Annotated in this window: 19 protein-coding genes; 12 read left to right on the forward strand and 7 right to left on the reverse strand. The window is 43.3% G+C overall.

Features of this window, described 5'->3' with window-relative positions; all coding sequences use genetic code 11:
* Positions 1–45 precede the first annotated feature (45 nt).
* The 3 genes from namA to DBR32_RS06585 all read left to right on the forward strand — a co-directional run bounded on the left by namA (position 46) and on the right by DBR32_RS06585 (position 4147).
* Positions 46–1113: an NADPH dehydrogenase NamA gene (gene namA, locus DBR32_RS06575; protein WP_124635497.1), complete on the forward strand. Its 1068-nt coding sequence runs from the start codon at positions 46–48 to the stop codon at positions 1111–1113.
* A 187-nt stretch (positions 1114–1300) separates the two neighbouring features.
* The gene (gene ricT / locus DBR32_RS06580) at positions 1301–2845 is read left to right on the forward strand and encodes a regulatory iron-sulfur-containing complex subunit RicT (protein ID WP_124635498.1); all 1545 of its coding nucleotides are present in this window, start codon (positions 1301–1303) and stop codon (positions 2843–2845) included.
* A 33-nt stretch (positions 2846–2878) separates the two neighbouring features.
* On the forward strand, positions 2879–4147 hold the full coding sequence (locus DBR32_RS06585) for an aspartate kinase (RefSeq protein ID WP_124635499.1): 1269 nt from the start codon (positions 2879–2881) through the stop codon (positions 4145–4147).
* A gap of 123 nt (positions 4148–4270) precedes the next feature.
* Here DBR32_RS06585 and pafA read toward each other — a convergent pair whose 3' ends face one another.
* Positions 4271–5902, reverse strand: a complete 1632-nt coding sequence (pafA, locus tag DBR32_RS06590) for an alkaline phosphatase PafA (RefSeq protein ID WP_124635500.1) — start codon at positions 5900–5902, stop codon at positions 4271–4273.
* A gap of 130 nt (positions 5903–6032) precedes the next feature.
* Here pafA and DBR32_RS06595 point away from each other — a divergent pair, with 130 nt between their 5' ends.
* On the forward strand, positions 6033–7172 hold the full coding sequence (locus DBR32_RS06595; RefSeq protein ID WP_124635501.1) for a sterol desaturase family protein: 1140 nt from the start codon (positions 6033–6035) through the stop codon (positions 7170–7172).
* A gap of 156 nt (positions 7173–7328) precedes the next feature.
* Here DBR32_RS06595 and DBR32_RS06600 read toward each other — a convergent pair whose 3' ends face one another.
* Positions 7329–8168 carry a hypothetical protein gene (locus DBR32_RS06600; protein WP_124635502.1) on the reverse strand — a complete coding sequence of 280 codons (840 nt, stop codon included), beginning with the start codon at positions 8166–8168 and terminating at the stop codon, positions 7329–7331.
* A gap of 137 nt (positions 8169–8305) precedes the next feature.
* On the opposite strand from DBR32_RS06600, the gene DBR32_RS06605 reads away from it, so the two are divergent.
* Together DBR32_RS06605 and DBR32_RS06610 are read left to right on the forward strand one after the other, a co-directional pair.
* A complete protein-coding gene (locus DBR32_RS06605; protein WP_124635503.1) occupies positions 8306–9184 on the forward strand; it encodes a YicC/YloC family endoribonuclease in 879 nt (292 codons plus the stop codon).
* 17 nt (positions 9185–9201) lie between these two features.
* On the forward strand, positions 9202–9711 hold the full coding sequence (locus DBR32_RS06610; RefSeq protein WP_124635504.1) for a gliding motility lipoprotein GldH: 510 nt from the start codon (positions 9202–9204) through the stop codon (positions 9709–9711).
* Here the strand turns inward: DBR32_RS06610 and DBR32_RS06615 are convergent.
* The 3 genes from DBR32_RS06615 to DBR32_RS06625 all read right to left on the reverse strand — a co-directional run bounded on the left by DBR32_RS06615 (position 9658) and on the right by DBR32_RS06625 (position 13531).
* Complete coding sequence (locus DBR32_RS06615) at positions 9658–11673, reverse strand: hypothetical protein (RefSeq protein ID WP_124635505.1); 2016 nt, start codon at positions 11671–11673, stop codon at positions 9658–9660. The two genes, DBR32_RS06610 and DBR32_RS06615, sit on opposite strands and share 54 nt — an antisense overlap.
* A gap of 7 nt (positions 11674–11680) precedes the next feature.
* On the reverse strand, positions 11681–12448 hold the full coding sequence (locus DBR32_RS06620; protein ID WP_124635506.1) for a head GIN domain-containing protein: 768 nt from the start codon (positions 12446–12448) through the stop codon (positions 11681–11683).
* A 108-nt stretch (positions 12449–12556) separates the two neighbouring features.
* The gene (locus DBR32_RS06625; protein WP_199724382.1) at positions 12557–13531 is read right to left on the reverse strand and encodes a MoxR family ATPase; all 975 of its coding nucleotides are present in this window, start codon (positions 13529–13531) and stop codon (positions 12557–12559) included.
* A 131-nt stretch (positions 13532–13662) separates the two neighbouring features.
* Between DBR32_RS06625 and DBR32_RS06630 the strand changes: the two genes are divergently transcribed.
* The 4 genes from DBR32_RS06630 to hisB all read left to right on the forward strand — a co-directional run bounded on the left by DBR32_RS06630 (position 13663) and on the right by hisB (position 18330).
* Positions 13663–14442 (forward strand): alpha/beta fold hydrolase, encoded by a 780-nt coding sequence (locus DBR32_RS06630; RefSeq protein ID WP_124635507.1) that lies wholly within the window; start codon positions 13663–13665, stop codon positions 14440–14442.
* Positions 14443–14451: 9 nt separating this feature from the next.
* Positions 14452–16470, forward strand: coding sequence for an excinuclease ABC subunit UvrB (gene uvrB, locus DBR32_RS06635; protein ID WP_124635508.1), 2019 nt, complete (start codon positions 14452–14454; stop codon positions 16468–16470).
* Positions 16471–16652: 182 nt separating this feature from the next.
* Positions 16653–17582, forward strand: a complete 930-nt coding sequence (mdh, locus tag DBR32_RS06640) for a malate dehydrogenase (protein ID WP_124635509.1) — start codon at positions 16653–16655, stop codon at positions 17580–17582.
* A gap of 184 nt (positions 17583–17766) precedes the next feature.
* On the forward strand, positions 17767–18330 hold the full coding sequence (gene hisB / locus DBR32_RS06645; protein ID WP_124635510.1) for a histidinol-phosphatase: 564 nt from the start codon (positions 17767–17769) through the stop codon (positions 18328–18330).
* Between the two features lie 36 nt (positions 18331–18366).
* On the opposite strand, the gene DBR32_RS06650 is transcribed toward hisB, so the two are convergent.
* Positions 18367–20763, reverse strand: a complete 2397-nt coding sequence (locus tag DBR32_RS06650; protein ID WP_124635511.1) for a TonB-dependent receptor — start codon at positions 20761–20763, stop codon at positions 18367–18369.
* Positions 20764–20994: 231 nt separating this feature from the next.
* Between DBR32_RS06650 and DBR32_RS06655 the strand changes: the two genes are divergently transcribed.
* Positions 20995–21549, forward strand: a complete 555-nt coding sequence (locus DBR32_RS06655) for an RNA polymerase sigma factor (RefSeq protein WP_124635512.1) — start codon at positions 20995–20997, stop codon at positions 21547–21549.
* Positions 21533–24277 (forward strand): VWA domain-containing protein, encoded by a 2745-nt coding sequence (locus tag DBR32_RS15715; protein ID WP_233559678.1) that lies wholly within the window; start codon positions 21533–21535, stop codon positions 24275–24277. Before DBR32_RS06655 ends, DBR32_RS15715 begins: the two co-directional genes overlap by 17 nt.
* A gap of 89 nt (positions 24278–24366) precedes the next feature.
* Here the strand turns inward: DBR32_RS15715 and DBR32_RS06665 are convergent, their stop codons facing one another.
* Positions 24367–25332, reverse strand: a complete 966-nt coding sequence (locus tag DBR32_RS06665) for an SIS domain-containing protein (RefSeq protein ID WP_124635513.1) — start codon at positions 25330–25332, stop codon at positions 24367–24369.
* Positions 25333–25338: the final 6 nt, after the last annotated feature.

Below are 25338 nucleotides of genomic sequence, written 5' to 3' on the forward strand. Positions count from 1 at the left end.
AGGATGGTCTGAACACCATCCTTTTTTAATCTTAAACCCATAAGAATGTCTCTACTATTTTCCCCTTTAACGATAAAATCCATTACCTTAAAAAACAGAGTGGCCATGTCGCCCATGTGTATGTATAGCGCCGTAGAGGGCTTACCGAATGACTGGCACTACATTCATTATACCTCAAGAGCGATCGGTGGTGTAGGCCTGATCATCCAGGAAGCGACTGCAGTGACCCCGGAAGGGCGTATCAGCTATGCCGACCTGGGTATCTGGAGCGATGCTCATACCGAAAAGTACAAAGCAATTGTAAGCACTATCCGTAAATATGATTGTGTTCCGGGTATCCAATTGGCGCATGCCGGGCGCAAAGCCAGTTGTGAAGTATCCTGGAATAAAGGCTGGCAAATACCCGAAGGCCCGGATAGCTGGCAAACGGTGGCGCCTTCTCCCCTTCCCTTTCATGAGCGGGACATGATTCCGCATGAATTAACGGTTGCGGAAATTAAGGAAATTGTGTCCGCCTTCCGGCAGGCAGCCCAAAGGGCGCTTGATGCCGGCTACCAGCTCATCGAGATTCATGCCGCACACGGATACCTGATCAACGAATTTTACTCTCCGCTGTCTAATCAAAGAACGGATGCTTACGGCGGTAGTTTTGACAATAGAATCCGGTTTCTGCTGGAGGTCATTGATGCCGTTAATGAAGTATGGCCTGAAACACTCCCATTATTTGTGCGCATCTCTGCCACCGATTGGATGGGTACAGAAGGTTGGGACACCGAAGACTCGGTCGCCCTTGCCCGTATATTGAAGACTAAAGGTGTAGATCTTGTAGACTGTTCTACAGCGGCAAATACCCGTCATGCAACAATTCCTGTGGGACCTGATTACCAGGTACCCTTTGCCGATGCGGTCAGGAACCAGGCAGGTATCATGAGTGGTGCGGTTGGGCTCATTACCACTGCCGAACAGGCAGAGGCCATCCTGCAGGAGCAAAAAGCCGATCTTATTTTCATGGGCAGGGCTTTATTACGGGATCCTTATTTTGCCCTGCATGCAGCAACAGCATTAGGCGCAGAAGTAAGTTGGCATAAACAATATGAGCGCGCTAAGGGGTAATGATTTTTATATCAGGTTCTATACTTAGGCACAAGACTCCGAAATGCCGGTTTTCGTATAGATATTTTAAATTTATTAACATTCACAATTATCGGCTAAATAGTCTATTTTTGTGAGTTATTCGTCATAATTAATCACCTGATTCTTTAAATCTATGGAAAAAGGTGTCTATATATAAATATTACATATGGGATGTGGAAGTTGTGGTGTGTCCTCAGGTGAAGGAAAGACTTCTGGCTGTCAAAGTGGCGGCGGTTGTAGCTCCGGGGGATGTAACCGATTAAACGTATTCAACTGGCTTGCCGAAATACCGCTCAGCGATTTCGGTAAACCCTACAATATAATAGAAGTCAGTTTTAACCGAGGTAGCCGTAAGGATTACTTTAAAAACAATACTAATATCTTTTTTGATAAAGGAGAAATGGTAGCGGTTGAAGGGGTCGGCGGTTTTGATGTCGGAGAGATCAGCCTGACCGGTGAACTGGTAAAACTACAATTGAAAAAATACTCCGTTACCGAAGACGGTATCGACAAAAAAATACTGAGAACGGCCACCGATAATGACCTGAATGTTTACTATCAACAGAAGGAAATTGAAAAATCGACCATGATCCGTTCCCGGGCCATCGCTAAACAGCTTAACCTGGAAATGAAAATTGCAGAAGCGGAATGGCAGGCCGACGGCAAAAAAATTACGTTCTTCTATACCGCCGACTCTCGTGTTGACTTCAGGGAACTGATCAAAGTATATGCGGGTGAGTTTAAGGCAAAGATTGAAATGCGCCAGATTGGTGCCCGTCAGGAAAGTGCTAAGGTAGGCGGCATTGGCTCCTGTGGCCGCGAACTGTGTTGCAGCTCTTGGTTATCTGATTTTAAAACAGTCAATACCACGGCAGCACGTTATCAGAATTTATCGATCAACCAGACCAAATTATCGGGTCAGTGCGGCCGCTTAAAATGTTGCCTGAACTATGAGCTGGATACTTATATGGATTCTCTAAAAGGATTCCCGCCAAATGCAGACAGTATGGAATTGCAGCAAGGGCGTGCATTCCTGCAAAAGAAGGACATCTTTAAAAATCTGATGTGGTATAGTTTTGCCGGAAGTAACAAACAATATCCTTTAACGATAGAGCGCGTAAAAGAAATCCTGCTGTTGAATGCCAAAGGAGAGAAACCGGAGGAACTGGAAGCAGTAGAGATTCAGGTAAAAAATAAAGATCCGGAAAAAACGGTGGATATGGGCTTTGTGAATGACGTAGGTCAGATCAAACTCTCTTCTCTGAAAGGAAATAATAACAATAAGAAACGCAAGAAACCACAACAAGGCGGGGACCAAAGGCCGAGAAATGCCGAGCAGAGTGCACAGGGTGAAGGTAGGGAAGGCAGAGAGCGCGTGCATAACAGAGAACCGAGGGAAGCAAGAGAGCCAAGAGTAAAAACAGAAGGTGGCGGACAAGGACCACAGGGTCAGCAAAGAAATAACAGGCCGAAGCCTCCGCAAAATAGAAATACGGAAACGAAAGCGCCGAATACCGGCGGCGGACAGCAGCGCCAAAGGGACAATAACCCTAAGCCAATGCAGACTGCAGCGCCACAAAAGCCTACTGGAGAACAGAAAAACAGAAATCCTGAAGGACATAAAAATCGGGAAGGGCATCAGCAAAATAATAAACGCAGACCCAATAGACCGAATAACCAAAATACAGAACAGACTAAACCAAGCGAATAATCATTATTTAACTTTTAAAAACAAACATTAGACTTGCAAGTTTACAAATTTGGTGGCGCATCCATTGCCACTCCCGAGAGAATGACCGCATTGCTTCCTATTATAGCGGAAGCTCAGAAACCCCTTTTAGTTGTAGTATCTGCTTTAGGTAAGACTACAAATGCTTTAGAAGAAGTTGTCAAGGTTGCATTCAAGGGTGATAAACAGAAGGCTGATGATTTGATAAAACAGTTAGAAGAGCAACATGCTGCGTATTGCAGTGCTTTGCTCCAGGGTGAGGCGCTGGACGCGATACAGGATGAGCTACATCTGATCTTTACGGAGATGCAATGGGCTGTAGATACAGCACCTCAGTATGCTTATGATTATGTATACGATCAGATCGTATCTTTAGGCGAATTGATTTCGACCAGTATCTTCAGTCATTACCTTAAGGCACAACAATTATCTAATGCCTGGGTAGACGCCCGGGATCTGGTACGGACCAATAATAACTATCGCGATGCATTGGTCGATGAGGCCTTTACCACAAAGCAGGTTAAAGACAAATTATTGCCCTTGTTCAACCAATACTCTGTTGTGATCACACAAGGTTTTATTGGCTGCACAGACGAAAATTATTCTACCACTCTCGGCAGGGAAGGTTCCGATTATTCTGCGGCCTTATTTGCCAGCATGTTGCCGGCAAGTGGTGTCACCATCTGGAAAGATGTAGAAGGCTTATTAAATGCCGATCCTAAATTGTTTCCCAATACTATAAAGATTCAGCAGATCAGCTTCTATGAGGTGATCGAAATGGCTTATTATGGTGCTCAGGTGATTCACCCGAAAACCATTAAACCCCTTCATAACCATAATATTCCTTTGTATGTAAAATGCTTTTTGGACAAAGGACTACCCGGAACTATTATTAAGAATGAGGTAGAGACCGCTTATCCACCGATCATTGTACTAAAGAAAAACCAGATCTTGTTGAAAATAACCAGCAAAGACTATTCTTTTGTTACCGAAGATAAGCTGAGCGAACTGTATACTATTTTTCACCAGCACAAAGTAAAGATCAATCTATTGCAAAATGCGGCCATCAGCCTGATCGCTTGTGTGGATAATAACCTGGATAAGGTAGAGCCCCTCATCGCAGCACTTTCTCAAAACTACCAGATCAGGAGAAATGAAGATGCAGAACTGCTTACGGTAAGGCATTATGATCAGGCCACTTTTAAGGAACTGATCAAAGACCGGAAGGTATTACTGGAACAAAAATCAAGGGTAACGGTTCAGGTCGTCACGAGTAATTTCTAAATAATGAAGGGGACCTCTTGTTTTAAGGAGGAGCCACCAATTACGATACAAACAGCATTACCATATAAAACAGTACGGCGACCCTTTGGGTCGCCGTACTGTTTTATATGGTAATCATTTCGTTTATTTCAAGACTTCTACGATGGGTGTTCCTATATTGGCATTAGGTGCCTGTATATGCAGCAGGGCTGCAATCGTAGGGGCAATATCGGTCATATAATAAGGTTTAAAACTCGCTCCTTTCTGGATACCCCATCCGTAAAAGATCAAAGGGATATGCGCATCGTAAGGATTCCAGCTGCCATGTGTGGTACCCGTACTGCCGTAACCACTGTAATGGCCCGGATCAAGGATTACCTGTAAGTCGCCACTCCGCTTGCGGTTATAGCCATTCACCGCCATCTCCCAAATATGTTCAGGAGCAATGTTTGTGGTTTGGTCTTTCATGTCAAACACATAGGATACAAAATCGACCTGTTCTATAATGCGTTTGGTCTCGGCAGAAATCGCTTTGAGATCCAGGTTATTTTTGGCAATGGCTGCTTCGTTAAAGTAGATCTGATAGTTATCAAAATGCACCAAGCTGTCTGCTTTAAACGTTCTTTGCAAGCGATCGTTCAGCAGGGTACTTACTTTTTTAAAGTCAAAATTAGCCCCGGGCAGTTTATGGTCTTGTAAAAAGGTGACATTATGTGCCCCGCCATGATCTGCAGTCAAGAATACGGTATATTTCCCTTTGCCCACCTGCTTATCCAGGTAATTCAGGAACAGTTCCAGCTCTTTATCCATACGCAGATAACAGTCTTCCACTTCAATAGAATTAGGCGCAAATACATGGCCGATATAATCGGTACTGGAAAAACTGATGGCCAGGAAATCCGTGACTTCATCTTTGCCTAAACCCTCTCCTGCAATCGCGGCTTCTCCCATCAGGCGGGTCAGGGTATTGCCCCAGGGTGTACTTCTGATCACACCTTTATCTTTGGTAATGTTTTGTGCGAGCTGATGCGGAAATACCGGTGCCTTTTCTCCTTTTAGCTTACCCTCATAAGCATTATCATCTGCCGTACTTTGGGTGTAGCTTTCGATCGGGTACAAAGTATTCCAATCATTCTTCAACAAGCTATCGGTACAGTTGCGGGCATTAAAATCAAGTACCCATTTCGGTAAGGTATTGGTATAAAAAGTGCTTGTAATGAACTGGCCATCTTTGCCATCGAACCAGTAGGCACCAGAAGCGGTATGGCCTGCAGGCAGAATAGAGCCGCGATCTTTAAGAGAAACGCCAATTGTTTTGGCTTTAAAATTTGTAGCTAGGCGCAATTCATCCGTAATGGTAGAGGCCAATAAGTTTTTGGGACTCATCTTTCCCGCATCACCGTTATTACCCACACTGCGTACATCCTTATCTTCGGTACAATAAACCTCTTTACGGGTCAGCTTATCGATCCATTCATTGGCCGCGATCCCATGCAATGCAGGTACTGATCCGGTATAAATACAAGAGTGCCCGGGAGCGGTAAAAGAAGGCAAATAATTAATACTGGTATTCTGGCAACTAAAGCCGTCTTTGAGTAAGCGTTTAAAGCCGCCTTTACCAAAGCGGTCGGCATAACGGTAAAGATAATCCCAGCGCATCTGGTCTAAGACAATACCGACTACTAATTTGGGGCGGGGCGGTTGGTTTTGGGCCTGCGCCGTGCCTAATATTCCCTGTACTGCACAAGCAGCCAACAAGATCTTTTTAAAATTCATGTTTAAGCATGTTAGGCTGCAAATTTCCGAAATATTTGGGGATAATCGGCATTATCAATTCATAAAGCAGCAATTAAAGAACATTTGCTAAAGTTTTGGATAACCATTATTTTCGGCATAAATTTTATCAATGCCCGAATATAAACGTTTGAAGATAGGAGAAGGAAAGATTAGTGGTTATGTGTCTATCTTCCTGGCCATTTTATCACTTGGAGGGGTTCTTTGTTTTCGCTTTCCCGAGCGCCTCACAACACCCGAGTTTCGGGAATTATATACCGGAGAAAGCATGGCAACCCTTATCGCCGCCGTCATTATCGGTTCTTTTTTCTTTGCTTTATTAAGCCTGATCCTGAGCAAAAGAATGCGATGGGCACTGACCGGTTCGGCCATTGCCGGACTTGCTGTTTTACTGGGAGCCTTTGCAGTTGAAGGCAGAGCCGTTGATAAGACCAGCTGGCATTTCGGACTAGACTGGATGTTACTGGATTTGTTATTGATGACGGTTATCTTTATCCCACTGGAATTGTTCTTTCCCAAAAGAGCGCAACAAACTAAGTTTCATGAGGAGTGGCGTACGGATCTGGTCTATTTTGTGATCAGTCACTTATTTATCCAGTTCTTCGGCGTGATCACGCAAAAGCCTGCTGTGGTATTTTTTGGATGGATCGGTTTAGATAAAATACATCATTGGGTACAAAACCTTCCTTTTTTAGCAGGCTTGTTCCTGGCCTTTTTAAGTACCGATTTATTTCAATACTGGGCACATCGCATCTTCCATAACCATGTATACCTATGGCGTTTTCATTCCGTGCACCACTCCACACAAAATATGGATTGGTTGGCCGGCAGCCGCACCCACTTTATTGATATTTTCTTTACCCGCGCCATGACTTTTATTCCCCTCTACATTTTGGGCTTTTCAGAGCAGGTATTTAACGTGTATATTATTTTCATCGCTATCCATGCGGTGCTGATTCATGCGAATACGCGGATTAATTTTGGCCCGATCAAATATATTTTTGCCACGCCCCAATACCATCATTGGCACCATTGTGAAGACCCGAAACACTATGGTAAGAACTTCGCCACTATTTTCCCTTTTATTGATATGATCTTCGGCACCTATTACCTCCCCGGCAATAAATGGCCAGAGAGTACTGGTGTGTTAGAAGGTGAATATCCCAAAGGTTTTATCAAACAAAGTATTTATCCCTTCTCTAAAAGTCCCTTCGATAGCGATTTAAATATGTCGGAACGAAGTGACCGATAAGGTAAATCCCATAGCAGTACCGCTCAAAAAACATAAAAAGGAAGCCTCCGATGGATCATCGAAGGCTTCCTTTTTATTAAGACTGGTATGATTATGGTATTTACACGAGGCCGATTTTTTTAATAAATGTGACCGATGTGTTCTAAAATATTGACCTTATTTCATCGGCTCTTGTTGTGCCAATTGTACGTCTCTTTCTACCGCCGTGTGGTCACCACTAATGTTTTTACCATCTTTATCAATCAGTTCCAGTTTCACTTTCATGCTACCCATCGGCGCATTTTGTATGAATTGCGGCACCCAATGACTAATCGTAAATGCATTTCCATTAATGGTTACTTTTACTTTATCTCCGGTTTCCGACAAGGTCGTGTTGTATACATAAAAATCTAACAATACATTTTTAGTATCATTCCCTACATAATCTCCCTTAGGACGACTATAGAAAATCATTGGTGTTTTCGGGTTCTCCAATTTTTTATAAGCCCCTTTTTCGTCTATTGCAAAACGGAGCAAGACACCCGCACCTTTGTTTTTAAGCGACTCATGATAAGAGCGGGATAAAAACGACATGACATCATGTTTAGAATTTACCGGAACGGTAAAGCTATGCGTAGGCTCATATAAAGCTGCATAAGGTTTGTTGTCTAGGATGAAATGTATATGCTGTCCCTGTGCTGAGTTGTTACACTCTTTTGCAGTAGGCGCATCTGTTTGTTTTTTCAATTCATAATGATCCACCGTATAATTGATGGTCACTTTTACGGAGTCTTTACCTACCGGAACGGTAGTCACATCCTTAATGGACAAGGCCGCATCTGCGAACTCAGGAGAGGCCGGAAGCGGTTCTATTTTAATAGCTTTATCGGGAGTAACCGTCTCTGTTGCATGTGCCGGAGTGGATGCTGCTTGCTCGGGTGTACTCTTACAAGACACTAAGGCAGTGAAGCCCATTGCAAGGCATAAAGCCGGATAGATGTAATATTTTCTCATCATAAAACATTTTATTGTACCTACAAAAGTAACAGAAAAAGCCATCGCAGCCGTTTTAAATATTTGTGAATGATTCACCCTACTTTCTACGCATACTGATGATAATTTGAGTACTTTTGTTCCACAAATAAAAGACACATATGATATTTTCAATGACGGGCTTTGGAAAAGCAGAAGGGCATACCAGCAATAAGGAAATCGTTGTCGAAATCAAATCGCTTAACGGTAAGCAATTTGAAATTACGAATAAGCTGAACCCTTTATTGAAAGCTTATGAAGCCGATATCCGCAAGATCATTGCTAAAGTATTAAAAAGAGGTTCGGTTGATGTAGCGATTTTCGTAAAACAGGATGGTGCTGCAAAACCAATGAAGATCAATACCGCATTGGCACAATCTTATTATCACTCTATTAAGGAAATAGCCACTGCACTCAACCTTCCCGAAGAACAGATTTTACCTACCTTAATGCGCCTGCCGGAAGTGGTGGCTCCTGAAGGGGAAAGTGTGAACGAGGAAGATTGGAAAGTGATAGAAGGTCTGGTGAACGAGGCTTCCCGACAATTGGTAGAGCATAGAGTAATAGAAGGAAAACCAATAGAAGCCGATCTTTTGGGCAGAATTGACCAAATCGAACTGTTATTAAAAGAGGCTGAAATACATGAACCCAAACGTATCGACCGCATCAAAGAGCGGATTACGGCACTGCTGGAAGAATGGGTAGGTAATGATAAATGGGATGCAAACCGCTTAGAGCAGGAACTGATTTATTATATTGAGAAGATCGATATTTCGGAAGAAAAACAACGCTTAAGAGCGCATTGCACCTACTTTAAAGAGCTTACGGCTAATGCCGGTACAGAGGGCATTGGAAAGAAATTAGGTTTTGTATTGCAGGAAGTAGGTCGCGAGATCAATACGCTGGGCTCCAAAGCCAATGATGCAACGATGCAACAAGTGGTCGTTCAAATGAAAGACGAACTGGAAAAAGCAAAAGAGCAGGTATTGAATATTGTATAAAAATAGTAACACAACAAATGAAGTATTCATATAACAAATGGGTGGGTATCCTTTCTATCCTCACCATAACTTTATTAGTACCCGCCTGTGGGAAACCCAAAGAAACGGCCTTTCAGAAACAATTGGGTGTACCGGGTGGTAAATGGGATTATAAATTTCAACCCAATTTTACTTTTGACATTCCGGATACGACTGCAAAGTATAAAGTATACCTGATTGTAAGACATGATGCGGCTTTCCCGAATGCAAATATTTGGGTACGGATAAAAACAAAGATGCCGGAAGACAAACAATTTGATGCCGGTAACCGTAAGGAAGCAGTACTCTCTGCTCCCGACGGACAATGGCTGGGTAGTAATATCGGCGCCTTATATGAGCATAAAATATTACTTACTGCCGGAAAAGATTATCCGAAATTCAGTAAAAAAGGTACTTATAATATTACTTTGGAGCAGATCATGCGGGAGAATCCCCTACCCTCCGTTGTTAATATCGGGTTGCGCGTCGAGCGACTGGATATTAAATAAACCATAAGCGACTGTTTTAATCGCTTCTTCTTTATCGCCAATCACAACCTTAACCGGTTTTACAATAACATTACCCTGAAAATCCGTAACCGAATAGCTTACGGATTTTTTATTGCCATCGGCGGCAAAAACAAGATAGGCATGCGGTGCAAAGGCATTATCGGGATTCCATTTAATATTGTATTTCTTTATTCCATCCAATATGGCTTCATTCGTACCGGAAACGGTGAGTTTAAATTGCGGCTTTAAGGTAGAATAAGGCAGGAGTTGCGGATAAAGGCTGTATACCTGCGCTAAACTTTGCTGATACAATTTATCTTCATCGTTCTTATCGGCACAGATAGCTAAGGATTCATAGACCCTCGCCAGAAACAGTTTCTCATATACTTCGTCAATATCTTCGGTAAAGCTTAAGGTTTGCACGAGGCGTTGCTCTGCCTTTTTATACTGTCCTTTTTCCATTTCAATACGGGCCAGGTACAGATTGAAATATTTATAGACCCGCTCCCGCGGATCTGTTTTCAATTGTTCTTCAAATTTCTTGTAGAAATAGTTTGTGCTATATCCTTTGATCAGAAACCAGATTTCATCCCAGGAAACGGTACTCTCTGTAGCAAAGAGGCGATACACCACATTATCCCTTTCCGGATTAGCTGCCAGCTGATTCGCCACCAGATATTGCTGCGCATATTTTTCCGTGCTTAATACGGCAATGCTGTATAAAGTACCCGGATGCCACCACCAGTTTTTATCTTCAAACTTCTGTTGTTTTACTTTGTGTATTTTATTGACAAGGCCCAGTAAATTAATGCTGAACTCATAATGCGGCTTTCCTAAGGTTGTTCCGATATGCAGTTCTTTAAACTGTGCCGCCTTATCCAAATACTTCTGGCTTTCTTCGATATTCCCTTCATACATACAAGCCCTGGCCAATGCAATATTGTACCATCCAAAACCGGGTGTAGAGCCCGAAGCACGGATCATATCGCGCATATTAAGGGCCGCGTGTAGAGGATCTCCTTTATAAATATCGATCAATGACGAATAGTAAGCCCACTCCTGCAAATGTTTGCTGCCGGCCTCCTGCATACTGGCGGCTTCATAAGATTCAGCAGCCTCTCTGAATTTTGCCTGAATGGCAGAGAAGGTGCCGTAATTGTTATACGGAAATATTCCGCTTTCTTCCATCAAGGCAAAATAGTATTGTGCTGAGTCTATTTCAAAATTGTAGGAATACAGGATACTTTTATAATGGTACACACTCTGGAGTTCAAACAACAAAGAGGATTCAGGAAATACGGTTTTATTGACGTTTAGGTTCGTATTGATCCGCATCAGTGCCGTATCCAGGTAGTTATTGGCCAGCTGCTCGTTGGCTTGAATATCACCCTTCAGAAAAGAATAGGTACGCTGTGTATAGAACCGGTTACGGTGTGTAATCCAGGACAGCATGTTATAAGCGTTCAGCACTATTTCTTTTTGCATGTTCCATCGCTGTACCCTGCGTAATAAGGTATAGCTTTTCTCATTCTGCTCCGTATTCTGGTATGCCTGAAAAAGATAACTTGCTGTATTGCTGTAATCAGACTGAAATTTATAGATTTTCAGGTATTCCATCGCATCTGCCGTACGCTTCCTGAGTTCCGCCGCATAATCAGCTTCCAAAAGGTTCAGTGCTTTTTCCAAAGGCTCGGCTGCATTTTTATACCCCGAATAGTCGGCAGCACGCTCCGAAAGATAAATACCCTGTATCATCCAGCCCACATAATATGTACTGTCTACCCGGACAAACTCTCTGGATGCGGCCAGACCTTCTTCTTTGGTAAAATCGACCCCTCTCCTTTTGGCATCTATTTCATAACGCTTTGCGGCATTTTTCTGCACAAGCGCTTGAGCAGATACCGAATGGATACCTGCCCAAAACAAACATATGTACAAAAGATACGTTACGCGATAATTCAAATCAGGTTTAATTTAATTGTTTTACATCGGCCACGCCACTCACTTCCTTCACGACAACCGGATTTCCTTTATAGGATACACTCCCGACACCGGAAGCATCAACAGATAAATGTGCATTGGCCATTACTTTGACCTCGCCCGCTCCGGAAGCATCAACAGTAACGCTATCTGCGGCGCAAGCTAAAGCATCTATATCTCCGGCACCACTAATATCAATTTCCAGTTTTGGGGTTGCTCCTCTAAGCCGTACCTGACCCACGCCACTCGACTCTAAGCTACATTTTGGTGATTCTATTTGCATATTCACCTCACAGGCACCCGAAATATCTATAGACAAGGGCTGCGGCTGTTTAAACATAGTCATCGCCTCTATTTTACCTACCCCGCTTGCATCTATCGAACTGATTTCAGGCAGTGATATATATATAGACACCTCCTGATCATTATCATCTCCAAAAATACCGGAGCTTCCGATACGATCAATCACCAGCACTCCGTCTTGCAAGGTAATTTTTAAAGAACGTAATGCTTCCGTATTCCCTTTGGCCACGATACTAAAAGCCGTATCCTGCATCAAATACACTTTAGCATAGCTATTCATTTCAATTTTATCAAAACCCTTGTAGTCATATTTTTTTGTGTTGCTCACAATAGGCACCGTATCACTTTCTTCATCCCCGTCTCTGCGTATAGAGATATTGTTGCAAGAAGACAAGAAGCCCGATGCAGCGCCCATACCGGCAGCCATAACCAATAAGAAAATTATTTTTTTCATGATCCAATTATTTAAACATTTCACCAAAAGTAGGCTACGCAGGAACCTTTTCCGCGACACTTTCGGTAGATGTTATTATTTTCTCGGTGAAGTACATACTGCTCATCCTCAATGTAACCTTAAGGTACTCAATCGTTGCATCTCCTGCTGTACAATCTGATCGAATGCCTTAATCCTTGCCTCTTTGTTGCGGAACAACAAACGATGCTCCAGGACCGCCTTGGCAATAGATTGCACATCATCCTCTATCACAAAGCTGCGTCCTTTTACCAGGGCGAATGCTTTGAGGCACTTGATAAACGAAATTCCGGAGCGGGTAGAAGCCCCAAGCGTAATATCGCTGTGCTCACGGGTACCCCGTACAATATTAGCAACGGCCTGTACAATTTCCTTATGGATGTATACCGCTTCTGCAGCTTGTTGTAAGTCCAGGATATCCTGCATACTCAAAACCTGCGTCAGCGTATGTAAATTATTGTTGATCTCCAGGTAATGATGATAGATATCCAGTTCGGTCTGCTCGTCTACATAACCAAAGAATATTTTCATAAAAAAGCGATCCAGCTGTGCCGTGGGTAAGGGATAGGTCCCTTCCGTCTCTATAGGATTCTGGGTGGCAATCGTAAAAAAGAGTTTATTTAATTTTATCGTTTGCTCGCCTACAGTGATCTGGCCCTCCGCCATACTTTCTAATAAAGCAGACTGTACTTTCGGAGAAGCACGGTTGATCTCATCGGCCAGTAATACGTTACAAAATAAAGGGCCTTTTTTAAAGATAAAATCCTTTTTTTGATCGTCAAAGATATATGCACCGATCAAATCCATCGGCAATAAATCAGGGGTAAACTGCACCCTTTTAAACAGTACATTATCGGCTCCCGAGCCGCTGATCGATTGTGCCAGCGTCCGGGCCAGCACCGTCTTTCCGGTACCGGGATTGTCTTCCATCAGGATATGCCCCTGAGCCAACAGGCAGGTGATCACTTGCTCTATCTGTAGCCGCTTTCCTCTGATCACCGTTTCCATCTGAGCAATCAGGCGCTGGATCTTATTTTCGGCCGTTCCCATAAGTAAATCTTCCATCTAATCTTATCTTTAAAAAAGCTATATGATACGTCCTTCAAAACTACGCTATTTGTAAAATATATCGTTGATTTTAACGGAAATTATCAAATGAATGGTTGTAAATTTGAAACAAAATAATATAGAAAGGCATGTTGCATTATACGATACAAGGAGCAGGTCATCCTATTGTTTTGGTACACGGTTTCCCTAATGACGGGTCTAACTGGGATACGATTACGGCATCCCTTTCGGAAAGCTACCAATTGCTGATCCCGGATTTACCCGGTGCCGGCAAAAGCCCTTTCGTTCGGGACCTGACGCTGGCCAAGATGGCAAAAGCATTGATTGAAGTATTAGATAAAGAACACATTGAGCAGGCTATTTTTGCGGGGCATTCTATGGGTGGCTATACGATTATGGAATTAGTTACTTTATTCCCGGAAAGGGTCAAAGCCATTTCTCTGGTGCACTCTTTAGCCTCGGCAGATACGGAAGAGAAAAAAGAAGCTCGTCGTAAATCCATCAAACTCTTACAAAGCAGCGATATCGGCAAACGGACGTTTGTAAAAGCGATGGCCGAAAACTTATTTTCCGCTTCCTTCAAAGAAGCACATCCCGAAGCAATAGAAACAATCTTTAATAATGGCATGCAACTGAGTGCGGATGCACTGGCAGCCTTTTATCATGCTATCATGATCCGTAGCGACAAAACGGAATGGTTGCAGCAAAATAAGCGCATCCCGATACAATGGATTATCGGCAATGAAGACAATGCCACTCCGATGGCAGAAGCCCTTAGCCAATGCCATTTATCTGCGGTCAACGAAGTGGCCATATATAAACCCTGCGGACATATGAGTATGATGGAACTCCCGGATCGCCTGGCCAAAGACTTGCGTTATTTTGCCGATTATGTTTACTCTTTTTAACGTATCCACATGAAATTTACACTACACGCGCCTTATAAGCCGGCGGGAGACCAACCCACGGCCATTACGCAGCTCACGCAGGGCGTAGAAGAAGGGGATGTTTTTCAGACGCTCTTAGGCGTAACCGGTTCAGGAAAGACCTTTACCATGGCCAATATTATTGAAAATGTACAAAAGCCAACCCTGATCCTTACCCATAATAAAACCCTGGTGGCACAGCTTTACGGAGAGTTCCGGCAGTTCTTTCCCGACAATGCTGTTAACTATTTTGTGTCTTACTACGATTATTATCAGCCGGAGGCTTATATGCCCGTAAGTGATACTTATATTGAAAAAGACCTTGCCATTAATGAGGAACTCGAAAAGCTACGCTTACGCACAACCACCGATCTGTTGAGCGGCAGGCGCGACATTCTGGTCGTGGCTTCCGTTTCCTGTATCTATGGTATGGGTAATCCTACGGAATATGAGAATGGGATTATCCGCATTGCCCAGGGCGATATTGTCTCCAGAAACGGCTTATTACATAACCTGGTCAATTCTCTTTATAACCGTTCCCAGGGAGAGTTTTCCCGGGGTACCTTCAGGGTAAAAGGCGATACGGTAGACATTAATTTACCTTATGTAGATTATGGCTATCGCATTACTTTCTTTGGTGATGAGATTGAGGAAATTGAGAGTTTTGAAATTGAATCGGGAAAAAGGATCGGCAAAATGGAAAATGCGGCTATCTTCCCGGCAAACCTTTATGTGGCCCCTAAAGATCAGATGGGGCAGATCGTAAAAGACATACAGGATGAGCTTTTCGCACAGGTAGATTATTTTAAAAGAGAAGGAAAGCATATCGAGGCGCAACGAATTAAAGAGCGGGTAAATTATGACCTGGAGATGATGCAGGAATTGGGCTATTGTAGTGGCATTGAGAACTACTCCCGTTTCCTGGACAGAAGGAATCCCGGCACACGCCCCTTCTGTTTATTGGATTATTTCCCCAAAGACTTTTTGTTGTTTATTGATGAGAGCCACGTAACCATCCCGCAGATCAGCGGTATGTATGGAGGAGACCGCTCCCGCAAAATGAATCTTGTGGACTTCGGTTTCCGTTTGCCTTCCGCTCTGGATAACCGGCCGCTCAACTTCAATGAATTTGAAAATTTATTAAACCAGGTAGTCTTCGTGAGTGCCACACCCGGCAATTTTGAATTGAACACCACAGAAGGTTTGGTGGTAGAGCAGGTCGTACGTCCGACGGGTCTTTTAGATCCGCCGATTGAGGTACGCCCCAGCCTGAACCAGATTGATGACCTGCTGGAAGAAATCGACCAAAGGGCCAAACGTAATGAAAGAATATTGGTGACGACGCTGACCAAAAGAATGGCGGAAGAACTGGATACCTATCTGAAACGCATCAATGTCAATTCACGGTATATTCATAGCGAGGTAGACACCCTGGAACGTGTAGAAATCTTAAGAGATCTGCGTTTAGGCAATATAGATGTACTGGTAGGCGTAAACTTATTGAGGGAGGGACTCGATCTACCCGAAGTCACCCTAGTGGCCATTCTGGATGCCGATAAAGAGGGTTTCTTAAGAGATGAACGCTCGCTGACCCAAATGTCGGGACGCGCAGCCCGTAACTCGGAAGGTATGGTGATCTTCTATGCCGATAAGATTACGGATAGTATGCAGCGCACGATGGATGAAACGCAACGCCGGCGCGAAAAACAGATCGCATATAATACCGTACATGGCATCACACCGACTACCGTACACAAATCGGTAGAACAGATCATGAAGCAAACCTCGGTACTGGATATCAAACATTATGATGAAGGTAATGTCCTGGCTATAGACGATACGATTGCAGCAGAAGATTTTGTAGAATATAAAACCAAGTCATCTTTGCAAACGGCTTTAGACAAAACGAAGAAAGCAATGCAAAAAGCCGCAAAAGATTTAGACTTTATGGAAGCAGCAAGGCTCAGAGACAAAATGTTTGCCATGGAGCAGGAGTTGAAGAATATGTAATGATACAAAAGAATAATTGTCTGTATGGCGGCCGGTACCGGCCGCCATATTTTTATCCTGCCTTATCCGTGACGGGTCCGAATCGTATTGGATATAAGGGATAAATTGCCCAAAAATTAATCCCTTTTTATCTTAAAATCACACTGAATTGCGTAACTTGTAAGGACTCCAAAACATGTATTATGAAAGTTACCGTAGTAGGTGCAGGTGCTGTAGGCGCGACTTGTGCTGACAATATTGTAAGAAAGGAAATTTGTGATGAGCTCGTAATTGTAGATATCCTTGAAGGATATGCAGAAGGGAAAGCCTTAGACCTGCAACAGTGCTCTTCCCTTTTGGGTTTTGATGTACACATTACCGGAACCACCGGCGATTACAGCCGTACCGAAAATTCCGATATTGTAGTCATTACCGCAGGCATTCCCCGGAAACCGGGTATGACCCGTGAAGACCTGATCGGGACGAATGCCGGTATTGTAAAAACGGTAGCTGATCAGATCCTTAAATATTCTCCGGATACCATTCTTGTCGTCGTGGCCAATCCTATGGACACGATGACCTATCATGTCTTAAAATCTACGGGTTTACCGAAGCATAAGGTGATCGGTATGGGTGGCGCCCTGGATTCAGCGCGCTTCAAAACCAATCTGCAAAAGATGCTAAACTGCTCCCAAAATGATTTGCAGGCGACCGTAATCGGCGGACATGGCGACACAACGATGATTCCCCTGACCCGATTAACAACGCTGAACAACCTACCAATCACAGATGTATTGACCAGAGATCAATTAGACAAAGTAATTGCCGATACGATGGTGGGCGGTGCAGCCTTAACGAAATTATTGGGTACTTCGGCATGGTATGCGCCCGGCGCGGCGGCTACAATGGTGTTAGAGTCTATCGTAAGGAATAAGAAAAAGATCTTTCCTTGCTCGGTCTATCTGGAAGGAGAGTATGGACAGGAAGACATTTGCATAGGGGTGCCGGTTATTTTAGGGAAAGATGGCTGGGAAGAAATCATTGATCTGAAACTGAATGCGGAAGAACAGGAAAAGTTTAACCAAAGTGCTGCCGCAGTCCGAAAAATGAACGCGGTTCTGGATACTTTATAGGGTATATCCTTAAAACCCTTTGCGCATATAAATACATTGACCGGTAAGCCCATCCCCGCTATCGGATGGGCTTATACATATCTGCCGGCATGATTGAGGCCCGAGATGCAGGATATAAAACAAAAAATTAATACCTGTTTACCCTCAACTAATGGGATAATTGTGCAACTTTAAATAAAAAAAGATGCAGAAAATACTCTTTGTTGACCGGGATGGCACTTTGGTGCTGGAACCGGAGGATTATCAGATCAACAGTCTTGATAAAGTCATCTTTTATCCTGAAGTCTTTCAATACCTGTCCCGGATTGCAAAAGAACTGGATTTTGAATTGGTGTTGGTGACGAACCAGGACGGCTTGGGTACTGATTCCTTCCCGGAAGAGGGATTCTGGCCGGCACATGATTTTATTATGAAATCCTTTGCCAATGAGGGGGTTTATTTTTCACAGGTTTTTATTGACAAATCCTTCCGGCAGGAACAAAAACCGACCCGAAAACCGGGTATCGGCATGTTGTTGTCCTATATCAATAATGAAGATTATGATTTGGCCCATTCTTTCGTGATCGGCGATCGGATAACTGATGTACAATTGGCTTACAATCTCGGTGCTAAGGCCATTTTTATCGCCAACGACGAGCTATTGGGCGCACACGAAATTGATCATAAAGAACGCCTGGATACTACGATTGCTTTAAAAACAACTTCCTGGAAAGCAATCTATGACTTTTTAAAGCACCTTCCGGCATAACATCACTGAAGCATGCAGCGCAAGTTCAAAAGTGGTTTAGATCCGGTTCATCTCCTCCTGGTTAGCTTTGGGCGTCTCTTCTTTAGGCTTTGCTTTTCCGCTGTTGAACGTATATCGCAGCGTCAGGGAAAGGTATCGGGAATCACGGTAAACATAACGTGCTCTTAAAATAGTGTTGACGGTTGAATGATACCGCATCACGCCTGTTTTGAATAAATCATTTGCATTCAGGCTCATGGCGAGTTTATTGTCCAGCAGGCGATAGGTAAGCCCGGTACTTACGCTCCAGGTATTGCGGAACTGCATTACCCCGGCATTATTCGGAAAGATATAATACCCGCTTAGGTCTAGCAATAGGTTCTTCTTTTTGGTTATGCTAAACTGATTATACAGGGATGCATAGCCGGAAAAGCTCTTGCTATCGGGCACTTCGGCCCTGGTCGACTTAATGTTATAATGGGACAAGCTTAGCTGAGGCGTCAATAACCATCGTCCGAAAAGATTATGGTTGGCACTCAGATTAAGGCTCAGCAAATCATAACCTAAAAAATTGTCTACTATGGTTTCGCGCAGAGGGGTATTCAGTTTGGTAAGTTCAATCTCACTAAAGGCATCACGGGAACGATAATAGCTAAGGTTACCGGTCCATTTTTGCAGATAAATATACGTCAACTCTATGTTATGGCTAAAGTATGGTTGTACGGAAGGGTTTCCATGGGTATACGCATACTGACTATGATACCAACGAAACGGATTGACCATTCCGAACTGCGGCCGGTCTATACGACGGGCATAGTTCAGGCTAAAAGCATTCTGCTCATTTGGGTTATAACTCAGGTCTGCGGAGGGAAATAGTTGAAAGTATTGATTAAGCGCCTTCGTCTGATACACCTCGCTCCATCCTTTTGTTTGTGTGTTTTCGGCTCTTAATCCAAACATCATACTCCACTGCCTGATTGTTTTGGCCGCTTTTATATATACTGCCTGTGTATTTTCATCATATTGAAAATGATCAAAGCGTTGCGGATCCGGCACCCAGTCGTGATTACTATATTCATAAAATGAGGTCTTGTTCCGATTACGGATAAAGGTAAGTTTTCCACCAAAAGAAAAGGTGGCCATGCTTAGCGGTAAGTCTACACCAAGATTAGCGGTAGTAATATCCATATGCTGGCCATTACCGGATTGATAGGGATTGGACATGCCGGTCTGTATGCCATCTTTATCAAAATTGAAATACAAAAATTCTTGCTCGCGGTCAAAGCGGTTCGCGAACTGATCAAGATCAAACCTTATTTTCTTTCCGCTGGTATCAAACTGGTACACATAATTAAGGTTCCAGGCATAGCTCTCCATATTTTCCGGATTCACCCCCGACATTAAGAGACTAGAATCTGCTATCACAGACTGGTTGTAGATTTGCGTTTTGTTGGCTTCTGTATTATTCCGATCCGAGCGGTTCCATAATAGAGAAGCACCTATAGCCTGTTTTTTATTAATTGCATAATCCACTCCAAGCGCCAATGAAGGAGCTTGTGTCTTTCCGATTTGTGTATTATCTTCTCTCCAATGCTGCGCGACAAAATAAATATCATTCGTGCCATACATCCAGGATTTCCGGTTGGCGAAACCTAGCGTCGCATTCATCTGCCATTTACCAAAATTTGCATTCAGGTTGACATCTGCCTGCTGACTAAAATATTTTGCATGACTTAAAGTAAGCGAACCTGTACCCATTATACCTTTATCTCTATTACCTTTCAGTACAATATTAATATAACCGTTACGGCTTTCGGCATCCAGCGCCGCCGATGGATTTTTAATGATTTCAATTTTCTCTATCTGCTGTGCCGGCAGGGATTTCAGGTATAAGGCCAGTTGGCCGGGATCCATGCGCTGCCATTTGCCATTAATCATGACATTTGCCGCTCCTTTTCCCACGATGGTAATGGCATCATCGACAACAGAAAGCATGGGCACGACTTTCAGCAGGTCAAACACGCTACCGGCAGATACGTTCTGCGGACTAAAAATCAGCTTCCCTTCCTCCATACGCAGGCCGGGCCTCATTCCTTTTACCTGTACGGCATCTAATTCTTTGGTTTGAATATCCTCAACTTTCAGTATTCCTAAATCTACAGATTGATCTACGCTAAGGGTTTGTCGATAAAGCGTTTGCCCCCAATAGCTGATGCTCAGCATATACATTTCTTTTTGCACAGCCAGGGAAAAGCGGCCTTCCTCATCGGTCGTCGCTACCTGTACCACCTGGTTAGTATCGGAAGACAGACTTACTGATACAAAAGCCGCGATCAGGTCTTCGGAGTTGTGCTGCTGTACCCGGCCGCTTATGGTGTATTGCGCGAAGCCGCTTGTAACAAGACCAAAAGATAAGCACATCAGAAGAATGAAAGGAGCAAAGCGAAGGTTCATAAAAGTATTTAGTGTGGTTTGTGTCGTATGGGCTGTAACATATGTAGCAGTTCAAAGCATACACTGTATATGGCATTTGCCTATCAAGACTTTGTAATGCCTGCAGGCGTTGGTAAAGAAAGCATTTTAGCGCAGCTATTTCCTGGCTTTTGCCTTAATTTTAGAAAATAATAACATTCCATTCCAACCTATAGGCTTGTAAGTGCATCCTTATATAAAAAGCAATCAATTGTGATAAACGAACCCCTTTTAAACGAATGCAAGTCGGGCAACCGACAGGCGCAAAGGGCGGTGTATGATTACCTGGCACCTAAGCTCTATAGCACCTGTAAACGATACCTGAAGCAAAATGAGGAGATTGAAGATGTATTGTCAGAAGCCTTTGTAACGATCTTTACGAAAATGCATACCCTCAAAGCGGTCGAAGCGCTGGTCTCCTGGGCAAGAAAAATTGCCGTGAACCAATGCCTGCAGCTCTTGCGCAAGCAGGTAAACTTCAATCTTTCCTTAGATGACATCAAGCAAGAGCCGGCATATGACCGCTCTGCTCATCATGAGGTCGAACACAAGGATCTGCTGCAATTGCTCCAGTTCCTCCCGGACGGATGCCGCTCGATCTTTAATCTCTTTGCTATAGAAGGTTATGCCCATAAGGAGATCGCAAGTATGCTGGACATCTCGGAGGGGACTTCAAAGTCCCAGTTAAACGTTGCTAAGAACAAATTGCAACATTTGGTTAATGCTTATTATTATCAAAAATCAACAAACAATGGAATCGCAAAATAAATTATTCGATCAGTTTAAAACCGCGGCGGAGCAGGATGAGCAGGATGCTTTTCCCCTACAGGAAAGCCTTTGGGCGCGGGTAGAAGCACGGTTGGAAGAACGTCCGAAAAAACGGGTATTGATGCTTCCTGCATTTCGCTATATTGCCGCTTCTTTAGTACTATTACTGGGCATTGGGTTGGTATGGCAGCTAAATAAAGAGGAAACCCCTACAGAGCGGCAACAGACGATAACCAAAGAAGATAAAGCCGCAATAATTAACAATAACACCCCTGCTACAGCAGCAGAAGAAGATACGCCAAAAGTAATCGCTAACAATAAAGGCGTTCAAAAAGCGCCAGCAGCACCATCAAAAACGGGCACCCCTATTCCAGAGGTTCCCTATGTAGCACAGAAAAAGGAGCCGCTTACGGACACAACAGGCAAAGCGATAGTCGTAATAAATAATACGACTCAAAAAGGTGCTATACAGCAATACAAAGGATTGATACAAGACCAGGAAGGCAACCCCGTTATGGGCGCAATTGTCTATACCCAGGGAGAGCATAGCAACAGTATACAAACCCAAATTGATGGTGTGTTTCAAATCGAGCTTGCAGATACGGTCCCTTTATATGTTGCTTATGGTAGCGTAAGACAGCGCATTAATAAACAGGATTTATTATCCAGTCATACGATCGTGCTGCAAACCAATCCATCATCAAATGGCACCAGTAATCAGGCAGGGAAGGCTTATGTTACCGCGGAAAAACCATTTAAAATATCTGCAGAACCCAGCCAAACCAATTTAGCCTCCCAACAAGAATTAAGCTCGGTAAACGTTTATGCGACAAAAATAGATAAGAGAAGCTATACCGGTTCCATTAGTACGATTACCTCCTCAGATATTCAGAAAAGACCTATTACCAATATTGCCAATGCTTTATCCGGTGCCGCTCCGGGAGTGCTCGTTACAACGGGCAGCGGACAACCGGGTTCTGCTCCGGATATTATGATACGGGGCCAAGGCTCTTTAAATGCGAGTACAGCGCCACTTATCGTTTTGGATGGCATGCCATATGACGGCACACTGGTTTCTATTAATCCTAATGACGTGGCAAATATGGTTGTATTAAAAGATGCTGCTGCAAAAGCGCGCTACGGAGCACGTGGAGCCAACGGTGTGATTGATATCACCACAAAGGGTAGCAGTAACAACTATAAGTTATCCGGAAATTTAATTGATGCTTTATCGGGTAAGTATAAAGACGAAAATGAGCTTCCTGACCTGCAACAACAAGTGAATGAATTACTAACTAACAAAGAATTGAGAAAAGTTGGCATTTCAAATGAATCTTATGAAATGTTTGAAGAAAACAAGTTTGAGAATCCCATGAATAATCCACTTTCTACCTTTTCTATTGATGTAGACCGGGCTTCCTATGCTAATGTCCGCCGCTTTATTACCGAGGGAAATAGTGTACCAAAAGATGCAGTGCGCGTAGAAGAAATGATCAATTATTTTGAATATCATTATCCGCAGCCGCAGGCAGGAACACCCTTTTCTATAAATACAGAATATAGTATTGCCCCTTGGAATAGAACACATCAGTTATTGAAAATAGGCTTACAAGGCAGAACGATTCCTACCGACAATATTCCTGCCAGCAATCTGGTTTTTCTGATAGATGTATCCGGTTCTATGAACGAGGCGAATAAACTGCCCTATGTAATTGAATCGCTTAAGATGCTGACCATGAAACTCAGGAAGCAGGATAGAGTAGCCATTGTAGTCTATGCTGGTGCGGCAGGTCTCGTGCTACCCTCTACCAGCGGGGCAAATAAAGAGAAAATCATGAGTGCTATATATGGACTTTCCGCCGGGGGAAGTACTGCAGGAGGGCAAGGTATTACGCTGGCTTATAAAATAGCTAAACAAAACTTTATCCCTAATGGCAATAACCGTATCATATTGGCTACAGACGGTGATTTCAATGTAGGTGTTTCTGATGACCGAAGTATGCAAGAATTGATTGAAGAGAAAAGGAAAGACAATATCTTCCTCACTTGTTTGGGCTTTGGCACGGGCAACTACAAGGATAGCAAAATGGAAATACTGGCAGACAAGGGCAATGGCAACTATGCGTATATTGACAATATGAATGAAGCGACCAAAATACTCCAGAAAGAGTTCGGAGGTACCATGTTCGCCATTGCTAAAGATGTAAAAATCCAAATTGAATTTAACCCGGCTTATGTACAATCCTACCGCCTGATCGGTTATGAAAACCGGAAACTGAATGCAGAAGATTTTGCCAATGATGCCATTGATGCCGGAGAATTAGGTAGCGGACACACGGTTACGGCATTATATGAAATCATTCCTACAGGAGTTGACGATAAATACGCGGTTAAAGCAGAGACTTTAAAATACACCAATCTTGTAAGGGACAGCAGCCATAATTTCAACAACGAGCTTGCCCAAATAAAGTTTCGTTATAAAGAACCCACTGAAACCAAGAGTAAACTCGTAGTACAGAATATCACCAAATCACTAATACCCCTGGAACAATCCAGTAAAGATTTTAAACTCGCTTCCTCAGTGGCATGGTTTGGCCTAAAGCTCAGGGATTCTAAATTGGTTCCGGATAAAGAAACAAAAAGTATTTTATCGCTGACACAAGAGGCAATTGATAAAGAAAACAAAGAAGAAACAGAGCTGCTACAACTGATAGATGCAGTAAAATAAGTGAGATGTAGATTTGTTTGGGTTTGTATGAGAAAGCGCAATGATTAAGTTCATTGCGCTTTTATTATGTGTTCCTCTATAGAAGCCGATCAGATCAGTCCTTCTTTAATTAAATCATGTAAATGTACCATACCCGCATAAGCACCATCTTTAGTTACCAGCAACTGTGTAATATTATACGTTCTCAATTGCTCCAGTGCCACAACGGCCATATCATCAGCCTCTACAGTCTTGGGATTTTTGGTACAAATATCAAGGGCCCTTAGCGTCGTAAAATCGATATGCTTTTCCAACATTCTACGCAGATCTCCATCGGTGATAACCCCCACCAAACGATCGTTTTCGAGCACCGCTGTAGCCCCCAGGCGATTGGCCGAAATAGATAAGATCACTTCTTTCAAATTAGCATCGGCCGTCACAAATGGTTTAGGATTCTGTTCGCTCATATCTGCAACCCTTAGGTAAAGGCGTTTGCCCAAAGCCCCTCCGGGATGATATTTGGCAAAGTCTTTTGCCGTAAATCCTTTGAGTTGCAGCAAGCATACGGCCAGGGCATCTCCCATGACCAATTGTGCGGTAGTACTGGTCGTAGGTGCCAGGTTATTCGGGCAGGCTTCCTGATCAATAGTTGTATCCAGGAAATAATCGGCATGGGTCGCTAAATAGGACGTATCCTTACCACAGATCGCGATAATTTTATTGCCGAAATTGCGGATAAAGGGAATTAATGCTTTAATCTCGGGGCTTTCCCCACTCTTAGAAATGATGATCACTACATCATCTTCCTGTATCATACCTAAATCTCCATGTATGGCATCTGCAGCATGCATAAACAAGGCCGGCGTACCGGTAGAGTTCATTGTCGCCACGATCTTTTGTGCGATCAAAGCACTTTTTCCGATGCCCGTGATCACCACCCTGCCATTGCAGGCATGCAAGCTATTGATCACCGCTTCAAAAGTCGGATTGATGGCCTGCTTCATCTTTTCTAAAGCCGCTATTTCATTAGCAATGGTATCTTGTGCAATACGAATGATATTTTTCTCTATAGACATTTATAT

This window comes from Taibaiella sp. KBW10 (assembly GCF_003852495.1).
In the GTDB taxonomy this organism is placed as follows: domain Bacteria; phylum Bacteroidota; class Bacteroidia; order Chitinophagales; family Chitinophagaceae; genus Edaphocola.

Excerpts from the sequence above, each read along its gene's own strand:
- pafA (WP_124635500.1), bottom strand. The coding sequence starts at position 5,902 with ATGAATTTTAAAAAGATCTTGTTGGCTGCTTGTGCAGTACAGGGAATA.
- mdh (WP_124635509.1), top strand. The coding sequence starts at position 16,653 with ATGAAAGTTACCGTAGTAGGTGCAGGTGCTGTAGGCGCGACTTGTGCT.
- hisB (WP_124635510.1), top strand. The coding sequence starts at position 17,767 with ATGCAGAAAATACTCTTTGTTGACCGGGATGGCACTTTGGTGCTGGAA.
- uvrB (WP_124635508.1), top strand. The coding sequence starts at position 14,452 with ATGAAATTTACACTACACGCGCCTTATAAGCCGGCGGGAGACCAACCC.
- DBR32_RS06610 (WP_124635504.1), top strand. The coding sequence starts at position 9,202 with ATGAAGTATTCATATAACAAATGGGTGGGTATCCTTTCTATCCTCACC.
- DBR32_RS06620 (WP_124635506.1), bottom strand. The coding sequence starts at position 12,448 with ATGAAAAAAATAATTTTCTTATTGGTTATGGCTGCCGGTATGGGCGCT.
- DBR32_RS06605 (WP_124635503.1), top strand. The coding sequence starts at position 8,306 with ATGATATTTTCAATGACGGGCTTTGGAAAAGCAGAAGGGCATACCAGC.
- DBR32_RS06630 (WP_124635507.1), top strand. The coding sequence starts at position 13,663 with ATGTTGCATTATACGATACAAGGAGCAGGTCATCCTATTGTTTTGGTA.
- DBR32_RS06625 (WP_199724382.1), bottom strand. The coding sequence starts at position 13,531 with ATGGAAGATTTACTTATGGGAACGGCCGAAAATAAGATCCAGCGCCTG.
- DBR32_RS06650 (WP_124635511.1), bottom strand. The coding sequence starts at position 20,763 with ATGAACCTTCGCTTTGCTCCTTTCATTCTTCTGATGTGCTTATCTTTT.
- ricT (WP_124635498.1), top strand. The coding sequence starts at position 1,301 with ATGGGATGTGGAAGTTGTGGTGTGTCCTCAGGTGAAGGAAAGACTTCT.
- DBR32_RS06600 (WP_124635502.1), bottom strand. The coding sequence starts at position 8,168 with ATGATGAGAAAATATTACATCTATCCGGCTTTATGCCTTGCAATGGGC.
- namA (WP_124635497.1), top strand. The coding sequence starts at position 46 with ATGTCTCTACTATTTTCCCCTTTAACGATAAAATCCATTACCTTAAAA.
- DBR32_RS06595 (WP_124635501.1), top strand. The coding sequence starts at position 6,033 with ATGCCCGAATATAAACGTTTGAAGATAGGAGAAGGAAAGATTAGTGGT.
- DBR32_RS15715 (WP_233559678.1), top strand. The coding sequence starts at position 21,533 with ATGGAATCGCAAAATAAATTATTCGATCAGTTTAAAACCGCGGCGGAG.
- DBR32_RS06665 (WP_124635513.1), bottom strand. The coding sequence starts at position 25,332 with ATGTCTATAGAGAAAAATATCATTCGTATTGCACAAGATACCATTGCT.